We start from the raw sequence: 21,125 nt of genomic DNA on the forward strand, positions 1-21,125 counted from the left end.
TCCCATCCGTTGACGTGATCGGTCCACCTTGATGCTACGCCCGGCTTGACCGGCAGGCTCTGCGCCAAAGCCGCCGGACGAGGCCTGTGGACGACTCGCTCAAGAGCGGCCGTTCGCGGCGGCGAGGTCCGCGGCGGCCCGTCGGGCTGCCTTTGTGCCTGAACCGCTGGTCGCAGGGTGTGGGCGGTTCTCGCGAAAAGGACCGATCGGACGCGCCGATCCACACCCAAGCAAGCTCATGAAACCCAGCGGCACATCCGGCCAGCCGTCGGCCTGCCAGATGCAGATCCCTGTCCCAAGTAGTCGATCGTTCAAGTGCGGATGAACTCTTCTATGGAAATGCGGGTCAATAATCGGTCGGGAGCGCGACGACGCTATAGTAATGATGTCTCCAGCATGACGCCGCCGTAAACGCTTTCACTCAGCACGAAGTCGTCGGCCGTGAAGGTGGTCAGACCGTTGCTTACCAGCAAATTCAGCGTAACCGTCGCATCGCCGTCGCTGACCGTCAGCAACCCGCCCTCGCCAGCCGCCTGATAGTCGATCGACAACGGGCCGCTCGCGTCGAAATCGGTGAAATGGATTGAATCTCCGGCCTCGAAGTCGATCAGCGTCGCGGAGAAGCGTCCGCTGTCGTCGACGATCACCTCGGCGTCGCCGAGGCTGGCGTCGAGCGTCACGTCGCCGCCGTTGCGCAGGATCAGCGTGGCGTCGCCGACCAAGGTCCGGCCGCCGCTCGACGCGTCGTCGATCAGAAAGCTCAGGTCGGCCACGCCCTCATACAGCGCGATCTCGCCGCTGTTGAAGATGGTGAAGTCGGCGTAGAACAGCCCGTCGAAGACATAGACGCCGCCGCTATTGAAGAAAAAGCCGCCGATGCTCGCGCCGTCGCCAAATTCGAGCGACAGCTCGCCGCCGTCGACGTAGATTTCGCTGGCGCTGGTCGAGAAAAGATCGCTGTCGATCAGGCGCAGCACGCCGCCGCCGGTCCGGATCACGCCGCCGAAGTTGTTAATCTCGGCGTTCCAGAATTCGAGCGTCTGGTTCGGCGCGCCCGGATCAATCTCGCCGCCGCCGAACAGATTGATCTCGAACAGCGGCACGACCTCGCTGTCGCGCTGGAAGAGTCGCTCTCCCACGATGCCGGAGCCGCTCAGCGTCTGGTCGCGCAGCGTCAGAGCCGTCTCGTAAATGACGATCGGAGCGCCGAAATCGTCGAAAACCTGCTCGCCGCTGTCGGGGTCGGTCTCAAGCTCGTAGTCGCCGATCACCTCGACCCACTGGCCGCCGTCGAAGTCGAGATCCGGCGAGTTCAAGGTGATGCGTCCGCCGCCTGACAGATCGGTCAAAGCCATGATCTGCACCGTGGTGGGGCCCTCGCCAGGCGAGATGAGCATGTTGCCGGAGTTGGCGATGTCGCCGCGCAGCTGCAGGTAGCCTGCGACGCTGAAGTCGCCGTCGATGAACAGCGTCTCCGACGTCCCGTCGAGGCTCGCGAAGCCGTTGCTGTCGCCCTCGCCGATGACGAAGCGGCCGAGGCCGCCGGCGGTGTCCGCGCCGACCAGACGTCCGCCTGAGACCGTGCTGTTCAGAAAGTTGACGAAGCCGCCGTCCGCTTCGATCAGCCCCCCCCGGTTGTCGATGAACGCCGGGCTCTCGAAAGCGAAGATGCCGCCGAAAAAGAAAAACTGCTCGGAATCGAAGACCAAAGCGCCGCCGTCGGTCGCGCGCATCACCCCGCTGTTCGTGATGCGGCCCGATGTGATCCTCAGGACATCGCCCGCGCCGGCCTCGACAACGCCGGCGGCGGCGTTCTCGAACACGAAGCCGACGCCGAAGTCGCCTGCGCCGGTGATGGTGTTGTTGACGTTCAAGAACCGCTCGTCGATCACGCCGAAGTCGGCGCTGCTCACCGACCCACTGAAGCTCGCGCGATTGCCGACCCCGGGGTCGGTCACGAGTTCGACCCGACCGCCGCCGGTAAGCTCGATCAGCGGGGCCGACGTGCGCAGCGTGGAGCTTCGGCCCGAGCCGGCGAGGTTCTCGACGCGGATGACGCCGGTGTTCTCGATCGCGTCAGCCTCGATTCTGATCGTCCCGCCAGCCCCGGCGCGCAGCGTCCCGCTGTTCGCGACGTCGCCGGAGAGGATCAGCTCGCCGCTGAAGACGACCGGCTGACCGAAGGTGGTAGCGCCGAGCGTGCTGGTCGCGGCCAGTTCGCCGGCGTTCGCGGTTCGCGTCGTGACCGCGACGGCGCCGAGGGCGACGTTCACCGTTCCGGTGTTGATGAGCACCCCAGTCGTCAGATCGGTTCCGCTTTCCGCAGACGCGACGCGGAAGGCGCCGTCGCCGGAGACGCCGACGCTCGCGACCGAACCCGCTGCTGCGCTGAGGGTGGCCGTGACCCCGGCGAGCAGCGGCAGCGCGACGTCGTCGCCGGGCAGGGGCGGACGCCCGCTGGCCCAGTTCACGGGGTCGTTCCAGCTTCCGTCGGTCGCGCTGATCCAGGTCTGACCGTCGATCAGCCGGACGTCGAAGCTGCTGGTGACGTCGGCGGCGGCGAGCGGCGTCCCGGCGCGATCGGTCACCGTGTCGGCGTCGATCGTCAGCAGATAGGCGCCGGAGCCGAGCGCATCGGCGGCGAAGGTCAGCTGCACCTGGGTCCCGCCGCCGCGCACGGAGATGGAGGTCGGCATGACGGGTCCGGCGGGCCCGGACAGCGCGAAGCTGTCCGCGTCGACCGTGTCGCTTTCCACCGATTTCGAGAACGTGACGGTCAGGCTGCGGATCGCGCCCGGCAGAAGGCTCGCGCCGTCCTCGGGCGTGACGTCCACGATCTCGAACGGCGTCGCGTCCTCGATCAGCTGGATGGCGATCGGGTCGGTGAGCGTGACGGAGCCGCCCGTGTCGGTGGCGCGAAACTGCAGCGCGAGCTGATCGGTCCCGAGGTCGGCGATGGTCGGCAGCGTCGTCGTCAGGTCCCACGGAAACGCGACCGAGGACAGGATCGCGGTCCCGTTCAGCAGCACGTCGACGCTTCGGACCTGGATGTCGTCCGAGGCCGCCACGTCGAAGCGCACCGTCTCGCCCTGAAAGAGCTGCAGACCCGGGGCGGCGTCGTCGCGGTCCCGGGGCAGGGCGCCAAGGGTGATCTCGGGGGCCACGCCCTGCGTGTCGATGCCGAGGAAGCGGATGACCTGCAGCCCGGCCTCGCCGGTCGCGACGAAGGCCTCGCCGGCGGCGATCGCGACGTCCGACGCGGCCCCGGCGAAGCGGTATTCGGTGAGGCTGGTCTGCGCATCGGAAGGATCGCGGGTGCTGAACACCTGCAGGCGGCTGGCTCCGCCGGCGGAAACCGACGTCGGCTGCGCCGCGACGCCGAAGCCCGAGCCGTTCACCGCGAGCGCGCTGCCCAGATAATCGCCGGCGGTGTTGCCGAGATCGACGCCTGCGATGACGGAAGGCGCGTCCGGGTCGCTGATGTCGAGGGTGACGGCCCCGCCGCGAAAATCGTCGCTCTGCGAGCCGATCCACAGCACGCCGTCGAGGCTGGCGATGGTCGCGCCTTCGAGCGAGCGCAGGTTGTCGGAGACGTCCAGAGAACCCCGGTTCGTCAGCGCGCCCTGGTCCAACGTCACGATATGGACCGTGCCGTTGTCCCCGAGCGCGTAAATCTCGCCGTCCTCGTAGGCGAGGGCGACGAACTGCTGCTCGGGGCCGACGCCCACGCCCACGGAGGTGATGACGGTTCCGCTGGCCGCGTCGATCAACGAGATGCGCCCGTTGAGGCCGATGATCAGCCGGTCGTCCACCGCCAGCACCTGCGTGACGGTCAGCCCGGCGTAGAGCGCGTCGAGCGTGGGCCGCACCGGGTCCGACACGTCGACGACCGCAAGCCCGCCTGACCCCAGCGCCACGGCGACCAGATCAAGCCGGTCCACCGTCGCGACGTCCTCGGCGAAATCGGGCAGATCGATCTGGCCGAACAGCACCGGCTGCGTGGGATTGGCGACCCCGACGACGGCGAGCCCAACGTCGCCGGTGGCAACATAAGCGGTCATGCCGGCGCCGTTCTGCTGCACGCCGCCGATGGCGACCGCTTCCGCCGTGCCGTCCAGCGGCAGGATGCCGGCGACGCCGTTGAGGTTCACCGCGCCCGGCGCGGCGCCGAGGCCGCTGATCAACGCCTGGCGGTCGGTGATGTTGGAGCCCGGCAGCAGACTGTCGGCGACGCCGAACTCGGCGCCGACGATGCGGGCCTGCTCCTCGGTCAGACCGCCCGGTCCGACTGGGCTGTCGTCCTCGGGCCGCAGGATGGGCTTCACCTTCGGCAGCTCAGCGAGATTGGTGCGGCTGTTCAGGACGAAGGGCCGCGGCGCGGTGAAGCCGCCCGATCCGGTGAGGCCGCTGACGGGGTCGAAGATCGAGATGGCGTAGTTGGCGCCGGGGCTTGTGGGCTGGAGCGGGCTCTCGCCGGAGCGCATGGTGAAGCGCTCCTCCTCGCCGGTGTCGAGGTTGGTCATCAGGACGTAGAGGACCGGGCCGTAATTGAAGACGTATTGGCCTTCGACTTGCGTCGGCGGGCTGGCGAGTTCGCTGATCGAGATGGTCTCGGACGGCTCGCCGAAAATATCGGACTCTTTCTGGTCAAGCTCCTGCAAGATCCCGTAAATCTCGTATACCGTGCCCAGCATTGTGCCGGTCGTCTCGACCGCACTGACGATCTGCTCCATCCGGCCGATGAGCTCGAAGAGATCGCTGTCTCGAGGATCCGCTCCCTCCGGACCAGCCAGGAGCTCCATCTCGGCGTCGGTGGGCCTGTTGCCAGCGGCGATCTTCTCAAGAAGATCGCCGTACGTGTCCTGCAGCTCTTCCACCACGTCGACAAGGTCGCGGTGCTGCTGCTTCTGCTCCTCCCATATCAGTTCGAGGTCCTCAATGCGCTCAGAAGCCTGCTCGGCCTCCGCAGCGAGTTCGTTGAACGGCTCTGTCTTATCGGTGTCGCCTCGCCCAAACTTGCCGGGAATGCCGTTGTCGGCGACGTCGCGGGCGCGGTTGGCGAGATTGTCGGTCCGGCTCGGTTCGATCGGGAAATCGAGGTCGAACAGCGATTTCTCATAGTCGACCAGATTGCCGAGCGCGAGCAATTGAACCTTTGTCGAAAAAAGCTTGAGCGGCGTCAGGTTCGCAGCACTCTTGACCGTCGTCTCTGCAAGGTCGCCGGCAAGTTTCGTGCCCATGATGGCCCAGAAACCAGCATCGACCTCGCCGCCAAGAGAACCCGAATCTCCAGCATACTTGGCGTTCGCCATGATCTCGAGGTCTGTAGCGATTGTTGCTTCAGCCTGCCTATAAAAATCAGATAAAAAGTTATTTACAAAAATACTCGATTCGTCGCCGATATCGCCATATTTTTCACGAATGAAGCGATCGGTCGCACTCAATTGTTCAAGATCGTCTGTTATCTCATCGGGTTGGGGTTCGAAGTTGCTGCTGTGACTGGTTCCCGGTGGGCATAGCACCTGCGGGTCGATGGTGATGCGGCTGACGCGGATGGGGCCGTTCCAGCCAGGCTGCAGGATGCCCGAGCCGGGGTCGGTCTCGATGTAGCTGCCGTCCTCGCTGGCGGTGCCGACGCCGTTGATCACCAGAAGACCGGTCTGGTGGTCGTAGCTGAAGAACTCGGTCTTCTCGCCCGGCGCCAGACCGAAGACGTTCGGCACCTTGAGGATCGCCTCCTCGAGAAACAGGGAGCCGTCGGGGGCCTGTATCGTGAGGAACAACGGCGGGGTCGGCACGCCGGCGGGCAGCATGTCGATCACCATCTCGGACGGCACGATGGCGAGCCCGATCTGGGGATCGACGATCACCTGACCCTTCGCGTCGATCACGCTGCCCGGGATCACGGTCAGCGTCAGCAGGTCCAGCTGCTCGGCCGTCAGCGTCGTTCCGTTTCCTGTGACGGGCCGGATGACGACCGGCTCGTTACCCGAGACGGTCTGAAGCGCCGCGACCGGGACGCGCGGCAGATAGAACGACGGGTCTTCCTGCCGTTCCAGCTGCGCCTCAAGCGGCCCCATGCCGCCCATGATCGTGTTCTCCTGCCCCGGGCGGATGACCACGTCCAGCACCATCTCGGGCCAGTAGACGCCGTCGGGCGCGTTGGTCGCGGTGCGGCCGTCGACCACGAGCTTGACGTGGCCGGCCGGCAGCCCGCTGAGCTCGAAGAAGCCGTTCTCGTCGGTGAAGACCGTCAGGTCGTCGCGGCCGATCACATGCACCTCGGCGTTGGCGATCGGGTTGCGGTAGACGTGGCGGTCGTAGTCGCTGACGCCGCCAGGCCCTGCGACGAAGTCGTCGGGCGTGCCGTGGCGCAAGTCGGCGCCGGGGTCGACCACCCTGCCGACGAGGGTGGTCTCGGGAAGACCGGCGAGCGAGACGGTCGTGAACCGCTGCACCAGCGCCCCGCCCGCGGCGCCGTCGCCGTCGGCGTCCAGAACCGCCCCGTCCGCCGAGCGGATCAGCGCGCCGTCAACCACCAACTCGATCGCGGTTGCGCCCGGCAATGGCGAGTCGAAAAGGAGCCAGGCGCCGGCGCCGTCAGCCAGCAGCGCGATCGTTCCAGGAACTTTCGCGCCGGCGGCGGTGACGGCGAAGAAGCTGTCCTCGGTCAGGGTCGTCGGATCGACCGGCCGGCTGAACGACACGAAGGGGTGGATCGTCACGCCGATCTGGCCCTCGCGGTCAGACGGCTCGAGCTTCTCCAGCGTGAAGGGCGGTCGCTCTACGAGCGTCGCCTCGATCGTCTCGACCGTCGCGTTGCCGGCGGTGTCGGCGGCGCGCACGGTGACGGTGTGCGCGCCGACGTCGAGCCGTCCGATTTCGAGCCGGACGTCGAAGCCGCCGTTGCTGTCGAAGCTTATCGGCCTGACCGGTCCGGCGCCGATCTGCACGGTCAGCGCCGCCAGCGACACGCCCTCGGGCAGCTCGATCCTGCCCGACAGGCGCGCGCCATCCGTCAGCGCCGCATTGGCGTCGCTGACGCTGGTCTCGTCGAGAGCGATCACCGGCGGCGTGGCGTGAAGCGTGAACTCCCGGTCGAGCCGCGCGACATTGCCCTCGGCGTCGGTCGCGATGAACGTGACGCTGTGTCGGCCCTCGTCCGTCAGCCCCGGGTCGAAGCTGAATGCGCCTGTCGCGTCGGGCGTGATGGTGAAGTACTCGACGCCGTCCACCACCGCCTTCAGCTGAAGCGCGCCGCTAAGGTTATCGCCGACAAAGCCCGCGATCACCGGCGACGCGCTGACCGCCGCCCCCAGCCCGCCCGTCAGCACGATGGTCGGCGCGACCGTGTCGGTCAGCGGGTCGAAGGACCGCAGCACCCAAGTCGCGACGTCGGCGCCCAGGGCAAGGCCGGCGATGTTCGAGAAATCGAAGTGGATGCCGCCGAAAACGCGGCTCTCGCCGGCCTCCTCGGCGGCTTCCCAGAAGCTGTCGTACTGGCGGGTGATTGGGCCGACCGTGGTCTCTGCCGAGTCCTCGAACACGAAACCGTCGCCGAAATAGGCGGTCAGCACCGTGGCCGCGGCCGCCGAGAAGGTCGAATGGCCGGACACGTATTCCGGATGGGCCGGCGTCGTCAGCAGCGGGGACCAGTCGGGGTCGCGCAGAATCACCTGCCCGTCGACCACGCCGCCCTCGTTCAGCGCCGTTACCGGGCGCCAATAGTCGTAGGCGTATTTCGTGTCCCACGCCGCGATCGCCGCGTCGGCGAGCGACAGGTTGAGCTTCAGCAGAAGCTCGGCCGACTGGTTGAGCGAAAGGCCTTCGGACGCGCTGACGTCGGCTGCGATCCGGTTCCATTGGCCCGGCGGCGTGACGGTGCCGGCGCCGCCGGCCCAGAACCGGGCGGACGCGGTCTGGTCGGCCGTGCGCTCGACGCTGTCGCCGGCGCCCAGCGCGTGAATGCGCGCGAGATCGCTGTCGTAGGCGTCGCCCAGAATGCTGTCGCTGAACAGCGACGGCGGCGCGTCGCGGCGGAACTGCCCGCCATCCTCCAGTAAAAAGGGCCTGAGATCGGCCCATTGCGGGTTCGCCGCGTTCAGATAGCCGGGGCCGGTCGGGCGCCATTCGCCGACCCCCTCGCGACCGACATAGCTCTCCTCGACGAAAGCGCCGTCGTTGGCGCGAAAGGCGACGACGCGCTCGGCGACGGCGCGACCGAGCGCTTCGGACGTTGAATCCACTTTTCCGGCCAGCGCCGCCGCCAGAGCGGCGTCGAGCGCGGCCTCCTGACCGGGAAACAGTGAGCGCAACACGCCGTGCGCCGCATGGGCGACGGCGGCTGAAGGGTCCACGGGTCCGCTCGCGCTGAATGTGAACAGAAACCCCGGCGCCCCGTCGATCGCCGTCAGCACGTTCTGAACTGCAATGCTCTCCATCGCCAGCGCGCGGGACGCGTAGTCGGGCGAGGCCCCGCTGTCGGCGATCGCGTTCAGCGCGACATCGTTCCAGAACAGCGCGGCATTGACCGGCTCTGACGGGTCGGTAGCGATTCGGGTGAGGGAAACCTCGGCGGGAGCGCTGGTAAGGCCGGTTTCGGGGTCGCGCGCAACGACGCGGAAATCGGTCGATCCAAGTTGCAGCGCAACGTCGCCCAGCCTGTAGGAGCCGTTGACGTTCGACAGCGCCGACGCCAGCACGGCGGGGCCGTCGCCCGACATCAGCTCCACGATCACGCCGGGCGAGGTTTCTCCCAGGAGGGTGACACGCGCCGCCGTCGTCCCCCCCGAAGGCGCAGCATCCGAGGCGGACAGGCGGATCGTGGGGACCAGCGGGGCCTGCTCGTCAGCGGCGCCCATGACGGTCACCGTCGCCGTCTGCCGTGCGAAGCCGCCCTGTCCGTCGGTCACGTCGAAGGACAGCTCGATCACGCGCATCTCGCCGGCCGGCAGAGCCTGAAACGACGGGTCGGCCGGATCGACCGTCAGCACCGCGCCGTCGAGGCTCAACCCGGCCGTCAGCCCGGCGACATTCTCGACCGACAGAACGTCGCCCGCATCGACGTCGCTCGCGCCCGCCAGCAGGTCCAGCGTGGCGACTGGCCCGTCTTCTGTCACCGCCAGCGAAAGCGCGGGTCCGACAGTCGGATCGTCGTTAACGCCCGTCACGATGATGCTCGCGGTCTGCTGCGCGACGCCGCCATTGCCGTCGATCACGTCCCAGGACAGTGCGATCTCGCGCTTTTCACCGGCCGCCAACGCCTGAAACGCCTGATCGCCCGGATCGACCGTCACAAGATCGCCCTCAAGGCGCAGGCCGGCGGCCTGTCCGGCGAAGTTCCTCGTGGTGAGAACGTCGCCTTCATCGACGTCGCTCGAGCCTGCCAGCAGATCCAGCGTGGCGACCGGCCCGTCTTCTGTCACCGCCAGCGAAAGCGCGGGTCCGACAGTCGGATCGTCGTTAACGCCCGTCACGATGATGCTCGCGGTCTGCTGCGCGACGCCGCCATTGCCGTCGATCACGTCCCAGGACAGTGCGATCTCGCGCTTTTCACCGGCCGCCAACGCCTGAAACGCCTGATCGCCCGGATCGACCGTCACAAGATCGCCCTCAAGGCGCAGGCCGGCGGCCAGTCCGGCGAAGTTCCTCGTGGTGAGAACGTCGCTTTCATCGACGTCGCTCGCGCCCGACAGCGGATCCAGCGTGGCGACCGGCCCGTCCTCTGTCACCGCCAGCGAAAGCGCGGGCCCGACAGTCGGATCGTCGTTCGTCCCTGTCACGGTGATCTCGACGGCGGCGCTCGCGCTGCCATCCAGCGAGGTCACTTCGAACCGATCGACGACGCTATCATCGACGCCCAACTGCTGCACGGCGGGCAGGTCGTTGTTCAGCGCGTAGCGCCAGGAACCGTCCGCCCCGACCGAGAAGGCTCCAAAAACGCCCTGCACGTCCGCCTGCGGAACGACAGCCGCCTCGCCCTCGTCGGCGTCGGAGATTGCAATCCTTCCGCTTGCGATCAGCGTTCCGTCTTCCTGCACCGACCCGGACAAGTCGCCGCCCAGCGACGCGATGTCGTTGACGCCTGGAATGATTAGCGTGAAGCGGTTGGCGACCGAGTTCACGCCGTCTTCGACACTGAAATCGAAGACCACGCGGTCGGTCGCGCCCTCGGGCAGCGCTCGAAATTGCGCGCGGCCGGCCTCGGTTAGCGAGAGCCTGCCGACTTCGACGAGATAATCGTCGCCCAGCATCAGTGTCCGCCCGCCCTGCGAGACGACCTGCGACGGCACGCCTGCGACTGACAGCGCGTCGCCGTCAGGGTCCTGCGCCCCCTCCAGCAGGTCGAAGCCGTTGTCGTCCTCGCCGAGAGTTCCCTCCAGCGCCGAGACCAGCGGCGCGGCGTTCGTTGCGTCGAGGGTTACCTCCAACACGCCGGCGGCGCTGGTGTTGCCCGCGGCGTCCGTGGCGACGGCGCTCAGCGTGTTTACGCCCTCCGCCAGCGTGACTGTGAACGTTGCGGCGCCGCCGAGTGCGACGGCGGTCTGGTCGCCGAGCGCCACACTGGCGCCGTCCTCGGCAGCGAGGTTTACGGTCACGGTCGCAACGCTGGTGATCCCGTCGCCGGGCGCGCCGCTGTCGGAGGCGGGGTCGAGCGCCAGCGTCGGCGCGTCGGGGGGCGTCGCGTCGATCGTCAGAGCCAGGGTGGCGGACGCGGCGCTGACGTTGCCCGCCGCGTCCGTGGCGGTGGCGGCGTAGCTCGCCGCGCCTTCGGGCAGGTCCGAGGCGGGGACGGCGATCCACTTCCCGTCCGCCCCGGCTGTCGCCTGAGCCACCTCGACGCCGTCCAGCAGCAGGCGCACCACAGCCCCGGGCTCGGCGGTTCCCACGAAGACCGGCCTCAGCGCCGAGGTGATCCCATCGCCTTGCGTCCCGCTGTCGGAGGCGGGGTCGAGCGCCAGCGTCGGCGCGTCGGGGGGGACGACGTCGCCGCCCTCGGTCGCGTTGCGCCGCACGATGGCGAGGTCCGGCATGATCGAGAACCGCGCGCCGTCGACGGCGCCGACGGTCAGCAGGTTGCGCTCCGCGCTCGCGCCGTAGGCGGCGAAGAAGGCCTCCGTGTGCGGGGCGACGACGCCGCCTACGGTAATGGTCCTCGCGAGGAAGTCGATCACCACCACGTCGCCTTTTCGCGCCTCGATCAGCGCAAGGAAATCGCGGTTCGCCGCATTGGCGCGCGCGCCGTAAACGCCGGAGCGCAGCACGTTCCCGTCGATGTCGAGCGCGATGCGCGCAACGGGGCGATCGGTGTCGACCGTGAAGCTGACGCGCTCGAAGACCTGGGCGCGACCCTGAACCGGGTTGAGTTCGAAGTTGACGGCGTCTCCGTCGTTGATCCAGCGATTGCCGCTCTCGGGCCCGTTGTCGACGCCAAAGCCGGTCTGGCGATTGAAACCGAGGCCCTGACCGACAAGCTGGAGCCCCTGCAACGATCCGACGAGGCCGTTCGAGATCCGGCCATGCGCCCAGATGCTGACGGGGTCGGCCTGCTGCCCGATGCGTCCGACCTCGTCCCCTCGGTAGCCGTCGATCAGCCGGTTTCCGGTTAGCCGGCTGCCGTAGCCGCTGTCGGCGAGCTTGTGGAGCGTGGCGCTGTCGTCCAGCGCGCCGCCGTCGCTCACGACGGCGTAGAGGTCCTGGAACTGGATCTGGTTGGTCCCACCCACGAAGTGCTTGCCGGACAACGCTGCAGAGGCGTTCGCGACAGTCAGGTCGCCGTTCGGACCGAAGGCTTCGAGTTGGGCGAAGCCAAAGGCCAGGTCCGCGGCGGCGATCACCGCGTCGTCCTCGACCTCACGCCCTGAAACGTTCTGGATCGTCGTCTTGTCCTTGCGGAACTGGACCTTGATGTCCTTGCGGATCGCCAGATGTGCGAACGTGATTACGGAACTCATTGGGCCCCCGCCGCTTTCAAGTTGATACCAAAAAAAGTTTTTCCGCGACACTGGACCGTCGCTGCGCCTTCTAGTAACGGTCAACTTTTGGCGCACGCCAAGGTTGTGCTTGGCACCCGCCTGCATTTTATTTTGATTCGTAGGGAATGAGTATAACAATGCAGCGAAATAGGCCACTATTCTGGCAGTCTGATGGACGGATCAGGCCGAGGCGCGCCGCCGCAGCCTGAGCGCGCGTCGAGCTTGACGCGGGCGCTGTCGACATGAAACAAGCCAGCCCGCCCGTTGATCCCCATGCGCAGGGCGGTCGCGGCGTCGCTGCACCCCGCCATCACCCACGAGAGCGCCTCGGTCTCGCGCTTCGTGAGGCTGGCGCTCTTGTCAAGCGACACCGAGTTTGACGAGCTAACGCGACACCCAGTCCGTCGTAATGCGCCAATCGCTGAGTGCTCGGTCGAAGATGTCGCCCGCCTCGACGGAGGGCGCGATGCTCGGCATGATGCTCGGATCCTTGGCGGTCGCTCAAGCTTGCGGCATTCGGGAGCCGCGAAGTCTTTTGTCAAAACAGATAGCTCGACGTGTCCAAGTCTTAGCGGCCCCTCACTTTGCAAGTCATGTGTCGACTTCACGCTTCGAGGACGGCATCTCGCAGCATCGCGACGGTGGTCGGGTTCAGTCCGCCCCGAGCGCGAAGATACGCATCCACGCCGCCGTGATCTTCCCTGATCCGCCCGAGGAAGGCCCGGAGCGCCTCGGCAGGGGCTGCGAGCGTGGGAAGAACCATCTCGGGTTTGTCGCCTGCGCGCTCGGCGTGCATGCGCGCCGCCTTGCGCAGCACCGGCATGGCGCGGTTCGAGAGCTGGTGGTCGTGAAGGATGTCCTCCTCCGCCACGCCGAGCACGGACAGCAGAAGTGCGACGAAGACGCCCGTGCGATCCTTCCCGGCCATGCAGTGGACGAGCAGCGGCAGCTCCGCGCGCTCGGCCACGCGGTCAAGCACGCCCGACCAGAGCGGCGCGCAGACGTCGATCCAGCTCAGGTAGATGCGGGTCATGCCGCCGTTGTCGAACCATGATCGGTCCCCGCTGCGCAGGGCGGCGGCGTCCTGCGCCGTCAGGGTGGTCTGTTCGAGCGCTGCGTTGACGTAGGCGACGCCGGGCGGCAACCGGTCGGGCTCCTTGCGCGCTTCGTCGACAGTGCGGAAATCGCAGACGAGCCGGAGGCCGAGCGCAGAGAGGCGCGCCACGTCCTGCGCGCTCGCGTCCGAGAGGTCGGCCGAGCGGAAAATCCGGCCGCGTCTCACGCGACGGCCGTCAGCCGCCGCGTAGCCGCCGACGTCGCGGAAGTTGAGGATCCGATCGAATGCCGCGTCTTGTGCGGCGGGAGGGGGAGCGTCGGACATCGCCGCTGATTCCTCGCTGGAGGGAGGGCCGGCCTAGCCGTCGATCAGTCGCGACCGCAGGCGGGCGGAGGCGAGATCGATGACATAGACCATGACGACAATGAGCAGGATCACCGACCAGGCTTCGCCCCAGTGATAGGCGGCGATAAGGTCAGAGAGGATGAAGCCGATGCCGCCAGCGCCGACGATGCCGAGGATCGTGCTCGACCTGACATTAGACTCGAAGCTGTACAGCACGAGCGAGACGAAGACCGGCATGACCTGCGGCAGGATCGCGAAGCGGATCGCCTGCGCGCGACCTGCGCCCGAGGCGACGACGCCCTCCACGGGCTTCTCCGAGACGTTCTCCAGAGCTTCAGAGAACAGTTTCGCCTGCACCCCGAAATCGGAGACCGCAATGGCGAGGATCCCGGCCAGCGGGCCGAGGCCGAACGCGCGGATGAAGATGAGCGCCAGGATCAACGTCTCGAAGGCGCGGACGATGTCGTAGCCGCGGCGGGCGGTCAGGCGCAGCAGCGGGAAGCGGTTGATGGTTCGAGCGCCGAGAAAGGACGCCGGAAAGGCGAGGAGCGAGCCCAGCACCGTGCCCATGAAGGCCATCGCGATCGTTTCGCCGAGCGCCGCCAGAACCGGCGCGAACGCCTCCCAACTCCTCCAGATCACCGGCGGGAACATGAACGAGGCGATCTCGCCGAAGCGCTGGAACCCGGTCCACAGTCGCGCGGGCGAGAAGCCGAAATCGTAGAGGCACCAGGCGAACAGCGCCGCGAAGGCGGTCCAGCCGAGCAATCGGCGCAGGCGGACCGGCCAGGGCGCCGCGAAGGCGCCGGGGCAGGCCGCTCTGAGCGCCGTCGCGTCCCGACGCGCGGAAGAAGCGGGGGTCATCCGAAGCTCTCCCTGCCGATCACCTCGTGACGGAGCTTTTCGCTCACGAAGTCGATGGCGATCACGGTGGCGAAGATGATCAGGAACAACGCCGAGAGGTCCGTGTATTCCTGAAGCGTCATCGCGACGCGAAGCTCCTGCCCAAGCCCGCCAGCCCCGACATAGCCGATGATCGAGGACGATCGGACGTTGAACTCGAAGCGGATCAGCGCGTAGCTGATGATGTTGGGCAGTATCTGAGGCACTGCGGCGTAGCGGACCCGGTCGAACCAGTCGCCGCCGGCGGCCGCCACCCCGTCGAGCGGCCCCATGTCGATGTTCTCGTTGACTTCCGAGCAGAGCTTCCCGAGCGCGCCCGCGCCGTGCAGCGCGATCGCGAGTACGCCGGCGAGGGGTCCGACTGAGAAGCAGTAGACGAAGATCAGCGCCCAGACGAGTTCGGGAACCGTCCGCGCGACCTCGAGCGCACGCCGCGAGAGCCAGAGCGCCCAGGCGTTCGGCGCGAGATTGCGCGCCGCGGGCAGGGACAGCAGAAAGCCGCCGACCACGCCGAAGACCGTCGCCATGAAAGCGATCAGCATCGTCTCGACCCAGAGCGCAGCCCAGCGCCGCCACGCCCAGAACCAATCGGCGACATCGGCGCCGAGGCTCTCCCATCGCAGCGTCGGCAGCGTTCGCGCGACGTACTCGTCGAGCCGCGGCAGCCCGGCGAGAATGATCCACCGATCGACGCGCCGCCCGTCAGGCAGGGTTACGGGAACGCGCGCGAAGAAGTCGCCGAGCTCGGCGCAGAGCGCGAAGACGACGAGGAACGCCAGACCGCCCAGCCGCCAGTGCAGCCGCTGGCGTCGACGGAACGCAGCCACGCCGCGGTCGAACTCCGCGACATGCGGCGCTATGGCGAGGGTCGGCATGGCTCGGTTCCTTGCGCGACGATCGGAGCGATGCGCGGGGCGCGGATGACGCCCCGGCGCGCGGATGTGCGGAGATCACGGCGAAGTCTGTCAGCCCTGCGAGCGGCGGTAGCTCTTCAGCCACTCGCGCATCTCGATGATCCAGACGTACAGATCGTGCTCGACCTCGATCCACCCGACATGAGTATCCGTTCCGCCATCCATGGCGGACCATGCCGCCGGGTCCTGCGTGACGACGTCGATCAGCGCCTGCTTGACGTCGGCGATCATGGCTGCGGGCAAATTGGACCGGGCGGTGAACGGATCTCCGGTGATCTCGGGAGACTGCCAGATCTGGCAGACCTCGCCCTCTTTCACCATGCCCTTGGCCACCATCCGCGAGACCGCGCCGTCCTCGGGCGTGTAGGCCCAGGTCGAGGCGCTGTCGAACGTGCCGTTCACGACGCCCTGCACGCCCGCCTCATGGTTGCCCGAGAAGGAGAAGCTCGCGAAATGCTTGCTCGGATCGTAGCCTTGCTGCACGAGATTGTAGAACGGCACGGCGAAGCCCGAGGTCGAGTCCGGGTCGGGGAAGGCGTGGACCTTGCCCTTGAGGTCGGCGACCGACGCGGCGCCGCTGTCGCAGCGGGTCACGATCACCGAGACGTAGCCGGACGTGCCGTCCTTCTTGAGCTTCGCGAGCATCGGGACGACGCCGCCATTCGTCGCCGTATAGGCCGCGCCGTAGGACGAGGTGCCCAGATAGGCGAACTCGATCTGGTCGGCGGCGAGCGCCTGGATCACGCCGTCATAGTTGGAGGCCGGGAATATCTCGAAATCGACGCCGAAGCGCTTTTCGAGATACTGCTCGAGCGGAGCGTATTTCGCGATCGTGTCCTTCTGGTTCTCGGCCGCCGACACGCCAAAGCGGACCAGTTTGTAGGTGTCGGTCCAGCTCTCGGCGAAGGCCGGCAGAGATGCGGTCGAGACCAGCAGCGCTGCGATAAGCGTCGTCTTCATGTCGGGCTCTCCTTCTGACGAAAGGCAATCGGCTCACGCCGCGGCGAACGCCGCGGTCGAGGTGACCGCCTCGTTGAACTCTGCGATGTCGGAAACGCCGTAGATGTCGCGCACCACCTCGTCCGTGAGCTGCGCAGGCGCCCCGAAGAATTTCACGCCGCCATCGTGCATCGCGACGATCCGGTCGCAGTAAGCGCGCGCGGTATCGAGCGTGTGCAGGTTGACGAGCACCGTGATGCCGTCGTCGCGATTGATGGCGCGCAGCCCGTCCATGACCCTCGCCGCGTTCGCCGGGTCCAGCGACGCGATCGGCTCGTCGGCGAGCATGATGCGGGGGGCCTGAAGAAGCGACTTGGCGATGGCGACGCGCTGCTGCTGCCCGCCCGAGAGCGTGCCCGCGCGCTGAAGCGCCTGCGGCAGAAGGTCGAGGCGGTCGAGCGCCGCCAGCGCCGCGAGGCGCTCCTCGTCCGTGAAGCGCATGAGCATGGAGGAGAGGAACCGGTGATGTGCGATCCGCCCGATCAGCACGTTGGTCAGCACGTCGAGCCGGTTCACGAGGTTGAACTGCTGGAAGATCATCGCGCAGGTCGCGCGCCAGAGCCGCAGATCGCGACCGCGAAGCCGGGTGACGTCGACGCCGTCGAATTCGATGGTCCCTTCTGTCGGCTCGATCAACCGGTTGATCATCCGAAGGAGCGTCGATTTCCCCGCTCCGGATCTCCCGATCACGCCGACGAACTCGCCCGTCCCGATCTCGAGCGTCACGCCGTCGACGGCGCGCTTCGCGCCGAAGGACTTGGAGAGGTTGCGCAGCGCGAGCATCGGGCAGCCACCACATCTTATCCGAATGAGTTCGACAGATGGCTAAGTCATCCGGATGAGTCGGCGCAAGCGAAGCTTCCGTGACGTGCGTGCGACGCTCGATCGAGCCAGGTCGGCGCAATGTGCGGGAGCCGACTGCGAGCGTCGCCGGGGAGGCTTCAGCCCCGCGTCGGCAACACGAAGCGCAGGCGCGTGCTGGCCCAGACCGTGCGAGACAGACCGATCACGGCGCCTCCCTCGTCGATGTCGAGAGCCTCGGTCTCGATAACAGGGAGGTCCGGATGCTGGCTCAACCGGTCGGCTTCGCCCGGATCAGCCCGGCGAGCCCACAACACCGTGTCCTTGCGGTAATACTCGCCGATGCCGTAGGAGCGGTAGAACAGGCGCTGACGCGGCGCGAAGCGCCGATGCTCGCGATAGTCTGGGAAGCGTCCGAGCGGGTGGTAGGACCGGCCGAGACCGAGGGGCGCGCCGTCCGCGAGCAAGATCACTTCATTGACATGGACCGCGGCGCCTTCCGCCAAATCGAGCGCCTCGGCCACCTCCGCATCCGCGCGAGTCTCGCCGGTGTCCACCGTCCGCAGTTCCGGAAGATGCCCCTGGCGTTCGAGTTCGTCGAACAGTCGGTTGCGTCGGTCAATCGTGTACCGGATCGGCGTGGTCTCCGCGACGAAAGCGCCGCGGCCGTGTTCAATCTTCACCAGTCCCTGCGCGGCGAGCGCGCCGAGGGCGCGCCGAACTGAGTGCCGCCCGGCGCCGAGGCGCTGGCAAAGCTCGCTTTCGCTTGGCAGTCGCTCACCCGGGAGAAGCCTTCCCGCGGCGATGTCGTCCCCGAAGGAATCCCGGATTTCCACCCATGATTTCGTCTTCGGCTGCATGGCACCTTCGCTCGCGCATCTCGTCACACGGTCGCCCGCTACAGCAGCCTCCCATCGCCGACGCTCGACGCAGAGCGCCCGCTGGGAGGGGTGGAGACTTGCGCACGGTCATCCGAATGTGTTGGCGATATCTCTGAGCAACCAGACGCAGAAGCGCAAGAGGTGGACGCCTGAGAACAGGTGACAGCGAGCCGGAGGCTTGACCTTCGGGCCTTCTGCAGCGACGGCCGGCCAGCTGCTCAGTCTGACCCATATGGTGCACCACCGCCAATGGCTGTTCACCGAACTCGGCTGCCTACCCCGCGACCGGCCGAAACCGGGAGGGACCGCCCGCAATCAGCGCACTATTGGATGTCGCTTTCCGACGTCGGGGCTGAAACCATGGATGGGCTGCGACGGTTCGCTGCGGGATCCGCGGGGATACGTCGCGGCACCCTCAGGCGCGCCCGCCGCAGGTCGGCTGCACGCCGCCGGCGCTCTGGCGGCCTTGCAGAGCGTCTGCCTGAGAGCGTCCGACGTCAGCGGCTTGGCGAGATGGTCGTCGAAGCCCTCGCGCAGAAACTGTCGGATCTCGTCGGGCATCACGGACGCGGTGCAGGCGATGATAGGGGGAGGGGGCGTGACGCTGCGCGCGGCGGCGTCGCGGATGGCGCGCATGGCGGCGCAGCCGTCGATCTGCGGCATCGAGATGTCGAGAAGGATGGCGTCGAAGACGCCGCCCGTCTCGAACGCGGCGATCACCTCCGCGCCGCCCTCGACCATGACGCAGTCGACACTCAGCTGTTTCAGCAGACCGGCGAGCACCATCCTGTTGATCGCGTTGTCATCGGCCGCGAGGACGCGCATCCCGGCGAGTTCCGCCGCAGCGGCGATGGCGGCGGGTTCGACGACGGGCCGCGCCGCCTCCTCCGCGACCGCCAGGGGGAGCGTGACCGCGAAGACGGCGCCCGCGCCCGGCGCGGTCTCGAGGTCGATGCGCCCGCCCATGGCGTCGACCAGCAGGCGGACGATCGAGAGGCCGAGCCCGGTGCCGCCGAAGCGACGCGTGATCGACTCGTCGGCCTGGGTGAAGGGTTCGAACACGCGCGCGGCCTGCTCGACCGTCATCCCGACGCCCTCGTCCGCGACGGTGATCGTCACCCGGTCCGTCTGCGACGCCTCAACCGTGATCCCCACGGCACCGCGCTCGGTGAACTTGACGGCGTTGGAGACCAAGTTGTGCAGAACCTGCTGGATGCGATGGGCGTCGCCCAGACGCCGCAGCCTCTCGCCCCGGATCCTTAGCGCGATCGCGAGGCCCTTGCGCTCCGCGGCTCCCGCATGGATGTCGCGGACCAGGCTGGCGATCTCCGCGAGATCGACGGGCGCGACTTCGAGCTGCAGTGCCCCCGTCTCCAGCTTGGCGGCGTCAAGGATGTCGCCGATGGTCGTCAGCAGGATGTCCCCCGACGCCCTGATCGTGGACAGCATTCGGCTCTGCTTGTCGTCCAGCGGCGTATGAGCGAGCAGATCGGCCATGCCGAGGACGCCGTTGAGCGGGGTTCTGATCTCGTGGCTCATCGTGGCCAGAAAGCGCGACTTCGCGGCATTGCCGGCCTGCGCCTCGTCCCGCGCCCGCTCCAGGGTGGCGGCCATCCGCTCGCGCGCCCCGATCTCGTCCTCGACGCGCCCGAGCACCCGGTTGTACTGCGCGGCGATGACGCCTGCTTCGGTCCCGGGCTCGATCGGGGCGCGGAGCGAGAAGTCGCCGCGCACGCGCTGGACCTCCATCGCGCCGAGTAGGTCATAGAGCGCCGAGCCCGCCCCGTGTTCGGCGACGTTGAGCCCGATCGCCTCGGCCTCCCGCGTCGCGCGCAACGGCCAGATCCGTCCGATCAGCCGGAGGGCGGGCCACGCCACCCCGAAGCTCCACGCGCCGATCGCCGCCACGCCGAGCGCCTGCGTGGCGAGGCGGTCGATTAGGGAAGCGCCGTCCGGCGACGCGACGAAGGCTACCGCGATCGTGCCGACGATCCCCGCGCCGAGATGGGCGGAAATCGCCCCTACGGCGTCGTCGATCCGTCCACGCTCCAGCGCCGCGCCCACGACCCGCGCGGTCAACCCGCCGAGCGCGCCGACAAGGATCGCCGCCGCTCCCCCCGCGAGGTGAGCGCTGGCGGTGATCGCCACGAGCCCGCCCACGACCCCGTTGATCGCCGCCATGGCGTCGACCCGGCCCTGGTGCCGAAGGCACAATGCGATCGCCGTGGTTCCGCCCGCCGCGGCGGCGAGCGTCGTCGCCAGCAGGATCGACGCCGCCTCCGCCTCGAAGGCCAGCAGCGACCCGCCGTTGAAGCCGAGCCACCCGATCCAGAGCAGCAAGCCGCCGCCTGCGCTCAAGGCCAGATTGTCCGCCTCGATGCCGTGGCGGCCGTCGAAGCGGCCCTCGCGCGGGCCAAGGCGCAGCACGGCCGCGAGCGCGACCCAGCCGCCGACCGAATGGACCACGGTCGATCCCGCGAAATCGACGAAGCCGCGCGCCTCCAGCCAGCCGGCTTGCGTCCCGTCGAGCAGGCCGCCCCATGCCCAATGCCCGGCGATGGGGTAGGGTTGTTTAGAAAGCGTTAATACAATCCGTGCTGATCGGAGCCGCGAACGCCCTGTCGGTTCATGCACGCCAATGCATTTTCCCTGAAAAGTTTTTACTTTGCAGTGGCCGCAACAATATCTGGCGGGCCGGTCAATGCGCATGTCAACTGGATGATGATCGGAGATCGCATATGGCCGCACGTTGTGGATGGCGGCCCTGCATCCCGCCCAAACGGCAGGTGGACGCCTCGAAGAACCCGCTGATCTGAGGCTGACGGGGCTCCGGAAGCGCGGCCGCGGTGTCTTTGGCGGGAAATCGGCAGGTCGGCGGCGGACCGTGCGCCCCGTGGGGCGTGTGATCTCCCCCGCGCGGGGACGCGGGCGCCGGGTTCAGGCCGCTTGCCGGTTCTCCAGCCAGAGGAAGCGTGTGAAGTTGTAGGCGAGGTTGGCCAAGGCGAGCTTCGCGGTGGCGCGGGCCTTGCCCACGGTGCGGATCATCAGGGCGAACCGGCACTTCTGGGCGGCGAAGACATGCTCGACGCGGGAGCGGATACGGGCGCGTCTGGCGTTCCCGCGGGCGACATGGCGCGGCATTGGCTTGCCCCTCGGCTTGGGGCGCTGGAACTGGGGTTTCAGGCCGCGCTTCTCCAGCATCTCGATGTTGGCCGCCGAGCGGTAAGCGGTGTCGGCCCAGACGGCGCTG

Annotated in this window: 9 protein-coding genes; all 9 read right to left on the reverse strand. The window is 67.7% G+C overall.

Features of this window, described 5'->3' with window-relative positions; translation table 11 throughout:
* Positions 1-374 precede the first annotated feature (374 nt).
* Entirely contained in the window at positions 375-11,954 is an 11,580-nt protein-coding gene (locus V7Q31_RS12735; protein ID WP_333834242.1) for a VCBS domain-containing protein, read from the reverse strand.
* Positions 11,955-12,579: 625 nt separating this feature from the next.
* Positions 12,580-13,356: a tyrosine-protein phosphatase gene (locus V7Q31_RS12740; RefSeq protein WP_333834243.1), complete on the reverse strand. Its 777-nt coding sequence runs from the start codon at positions 13,354-13,356 to the stop codon at positions 12,580-12,582.
* 33 nt (positions 13,357-13,389) lie between these two features.
* Entirely contained in the window at positions 13,390-14,241 is an 852-nt protein-coding gene (phnE, locus tag V7Q31_RS12745) for a phosphonate ABC transporter, permease protein PhnE (RefSeq protein WP_333834244.1), read from the reverse strand.
* Complete coding sequence (gene phnE, locus V7Q31_RS12750) at positions 14,238-15,155, reverse strand: phosphonate ABC transporter, permease protein PhnE (RefSeq protein ID WP_333834245.1); 918 nt, start codon at positions 15,153-15,155, stop codon at positions 14,238-14,240. Before phnE (V7Q31_RS12750) ends, phnE (V7Q31_RS12745) begins: the two co-directional genes overlap by 4 nt.
* Before the next feature lie 90 nt (positions 15,156-15,245).
* Positions 15,246-16,154, reverse strand: a complete 909-nt coding sequence (phnD, locus tag V7Q31_RS12755) for a phosphate/phosphite/phosphonate ABC transporter substrate-binding protein (RefSeq protein ID WP_333834246.1) — start codon at positions 16,152-16,154, stop codon at positions 15,246-15,248.
* Positions 16,155-16,187: 33 nt separating this feature from the next.
* Entirely contained in the window at positions 16,188-16,976 is a 789-nt protein-coding gene (gene phnC / locus V7Q31_RS12760) for a phosphonate ABC transporter ATP-binding protein (RefSeq protein WP_333834247.1), read from the reverse strand.
* Positions 16,977-17,134: 158 nt separating this feature from the next.
* Positions 17,135-17,854: a GntR family transcriptional regulator gene (locus tag V7Q31_RS12765; RefSeq protein WP_333834248.1), complete on the reverse strand. Its 720-nt coding sequence runs from the start codon at positions 17,852-17,854 to the stop codon at positions 17,135-17,137.
* Positions 17,855-18,190: 336 nt separating this feature from the next.
* A complete protein-coding gene (locus tag V7Q31_RS12770) occupies positions 18,191-20,509 on the reverse strand; it encodes an ATP-binding protein (RefSeq protein ID WP_333834249.1) in 2,319 nt (772 codons plus the stop codon).
* 303 nt (positions 20,510-20,812) lie between these two features.
* A partial coding sequence (locus V7Q31_RS12775) for a transposase (protein WP_333834250.1) occupies positions 20,813-21,125 on the reverse strand: 313 nt, incomplete at its 5' end.

It is taken from the genome of Rubrimonas sp., from assembly GCF_036788415.1.
Classification (GTDB): domain Bacteria; phylum Pseudomonadota; class Alphaproteobacteria; order Rhodobacterales; family Rhodobacteraceae; genus Rubrimonas.